Source organism: Mycolicibacterium sp. XJ879 (assembly GCF_053483935.1).
On sequence record NZ_JBEFTH010000027.1, the window covers coordinates 1 to 2869 of the forward strand.

4 protein-coding genes are annotated in these 2869 nt (G+C 67.7%); 3 read left to right on the top strand and 1 reads right to left on the bottom strand.

Features of this window, described 5'->3' with window-relative positions:
• A partial coding sequence (locus tag ABQF13_RS25210; RefSeq protein WP_448395537.1) for a hypothetical protein occupies positions 1-309 on the top strand: 309 nt, incomplete at its 5' end.
• Here ABQF13_RS25210 and ABQF13_RS25215 read toward each other — a convergent pair.
• Positions 293-436 carry a hypothetical protein gene (locus tag ABQF13_RS25215; protein WP_448395538.1) on the bottom strand — a complete coding sequence of 48 codons (144 nt, stop codon included), beginning with the start codon at positions 434-436 and terminating at the stop codon, positions 293-295. The genes ABQF13_RS25210 and ABQF13_RS25215 overlap by 17 nt on opposite strands.
• Positions 437-495: 59 nt before the next feature.
• Here ABQF13_RS25215 and ABQF13_RS25220 point away from each other — a divergent pair, with 59 nt between their 5' ends.
• Entirely contained in the window at positions 496-1983 is a 1488-nt protein-coding gene (locus tag ABQF13_RS25220; RefSeq protein ID WP_448395539.1) for an AlkA N-terminal domain-containing protein, read from the top strand.
• Positions 1983-2486 carry a methylated-DNA--[protein]-cysteine S-methyltransferase gene (locus tag ABQF13_RS25225; protein ID WP_448395540.1) on the top strand — a complete coding sequence of 168 codons (504 nt, stop codon included), beginning with the start codon at positions 1983-1985 and terminating at the stop codon, positions 2484-2486. Before ABQF13_RS25220 ends, ABQF13_RS25225 begins: the two co-directional genes overlap by 1 nt.
• The last annotated feature ends 383 nt before the right edge of the window (positions 2487-2869 follow it).

Sequence of the window (2869 nt, forward strand, 5' to 3'; positions counted from 1 at the left end):
GGAAACACCATGCAATTTCTCATTGCTTCCACGATGACGGCGGTCGCGTTGTCGACAGCGATACTCGGGATGGCGGGCACCGCGCACGGCGCACCGACGGGTCCCGACTCGGCGGCCGACACCATCCGAAAGCTCGAATCCGAGGGCAGACGGGTGATCGTCAACCGTGTCGGGGCAGCGCCGCTGTCACAATGCGCGGTGACCAGTGTCACTGCGGGCCAAGTTGTTACGGATCGCGACCCCGTCGGCGACTCCGGGTCGGTGGAGCGAATCCGATACCGAACGGTCTATGTCACCGTTTCGTGCTGAGCCTCACGGTCGCGACGGGCACGGCGGGTTGGTGCCCCACCCCCCACATCTCGTGGTGCACATAGCTGGGCACCTCCTGTGCCGGCGGCTGCAGGTCGGCGTGCCGGTTGACGAGATTGAAGCCCATCGACCACGATGTCGTTTTTCCGCTAGTCATGTCGGTGGGCGCGTGTAATTGTTGAAGGCGTGTACGACGATTTCGACCGCTGCTACCGGGCCGTGCAGTCCAAGGACGCCCGGTTCGACGGCTGGTTCGTCACCGCCGTGCTGACCACGAAGATCTACTGCCGCCCGAGTTGCCCCGTCCGCCCACCGTATGCGCGCAACATGCGCTTCTACCCGACGGCGGCCGCGGCGCAGAACGCCGGGTTCCGGCCCTGTAAGCGCTGCCGACCCGACGCGTCGCCGGGCTCACCGGAGTGGAACGTGCGCGGTGACGTGGTGGCCCGCGCCATGCGGTTGATCGCCGACGGCACCGTCGACCGCGATGGTGTGACCGGGCTGGCCAGCCGCCTCGGCTACACCATCCGGCAACTGGAACGGCTGCTGCAGGCCGAGGTCGGCGCCAACCCGCTGGCGCTGGCCCGAGCCCAACGCACCCAGACGGCCCGCATCCTCATCGAAACCACCGAATTGCCGTTCAGCGACGTGGCTTTCGCCGCCGGGTTCTCCAGCATCCGTCAATTCAACGACACCGTACGCACGGTGTGCGATACGACGCCGACCGTGTTGCGCCAGCGCGCCCGGACGCGGTTCGGACGAGCCGAGGCCGGTGCTGGGGCGCTGTCGCTGCGGTTGCCAGTGCGCACCCCGTTCGCGTACGAAGGCGTCTTCGGCCATCTGGCCGCCAGCGCGGTACCCGGTGTCGAGGAGGTGCGCGACGGCGCCTACCGGCGGACGTTGCGCCTGCCCAACGGCAACGGAATCGTCGGCCTCACACCGCAGCCCGACCATGTGCAGTGCCGCGTCAGCCTCGACGACTTCCGCGATCTCTCCACCGCCATCGCCCGGTGCCGACGGCTGCTGGACCTCGACGCCGACCCCGAAGCCGTTGTCGACGCGCTGGGCGCCGACCCCGATCTGAGCGTGCTCGTCGCGAAGGCACCCGGTCAGCGGATCCCCCGCGCCGTCGACGAACAAGAACTCGCGGTGCGGGTGGTGCTGGGCCAACAGGTCTCCGTCAAGGCCGCCCGCACCCACGCCGCGCGGCTTGTCGCCGGCTATGGCGAGCCAATCAGCGATGCCGGCGGCGGGCTGACGCACGTCTTTCCCGCGATCGAACAGCTCGCCGACATCGACCCCGCGCACCTTGCCTTCCCCAAGGCCCGGCAACGGTCATTGAATGCGCTGATCCGCGGCATCGCCGCCGGCGAGGTGGTGCTGGACGCCGGAACCGACTGGAACGTGGCGCGGGATCAGCTGCGGGCAGTCCCCGGCATCGGCGACTGGACCGCTGAGGTGATCGCCATGCGCGGACTCGGTGACCCGGACGCCTTTCCTGTCACCGACCTGGGTGTGCGGCTCGCCGCCGAGCAACTCGGGTTACCGTCGGATCGGCGGGCGCTTACCGAGCATGCTGCGCAGTGGCGGCCCTGGCGTTCCTATGCCACGCAGCATCTATGGACGGCCCTCGAACATGCGGTCAACCATTGGCCGCCGAAGGAGAAGAAGTGATCGAAACCCTGCAATTTCGCAGCGTCGACAGCCCGGTCGGCCCGCTGACGCTGGCCGGCAAGGACGGTCGACTCATGCACCTGCGGATGGTCGACCAGACCTATGAGCCGAGCCGCGCCAGTTGGGAGCCCGACGACACGGCCTTCCCCGAGGCCGTCGCCCAGCTCGAGGCGTACTTCGCCGGTGACCGTCGGGACTTCGACCTGGATCTGCACCTGGTCGGCACCGCGTTTCAGCGTCGCGTATGGGAGGCGCTGCTGACGATCCCTTACGGGGAGACGCGTTCGTACGGTGATATTGCCCGGCAGATCGGATCTCCTGGCGCGTTTCGTGCGGTCGGGTTGGCCAACGGCCACAATCCGATTGGCATCATCGTGCCGTGTCACCGGGTGATCGGCGCGAACGGCAGCCTCACCGGATACGGCGGCGGCCTGGACCGCAAGAAGCTGCTGCTCGGGCTCGAGCGGTCGCACGCGCCCGCGCAGGCCGCACTCTTCGAGTAGAGCACCGTCAGTCCGGCAAGAAGGTGATCGTATCTTCGGCGCCGGCAGCTGACACAGTGCCCGTTCGGGCGAATTCGGCCCAGCGGCGCCGCGTAGCGCGAAATCAGTACGGGCGCAGCGAACCTCGCTGACTGTGCGTAGGGAATGCCCAGCGCCCGCATGACGTCGTCGTCGACGCGGCCCACGACGACGCCGGCCTTCAGGTGGAAGCGTCGTTCCGCGGGGGGCGTCGCTGGACTATGCCCGCCGGTTGCCGTCATACGGTCAGCGTAGGGGCCCGGACAGCGGTTGATTGGTTCGAAGCCCAATATGCGTCTGCTGCTTTTTCGGCTCGAGATATACAAATGCCTGTGCCCCCCAATTGAATTGGGGGGCACAGGGCT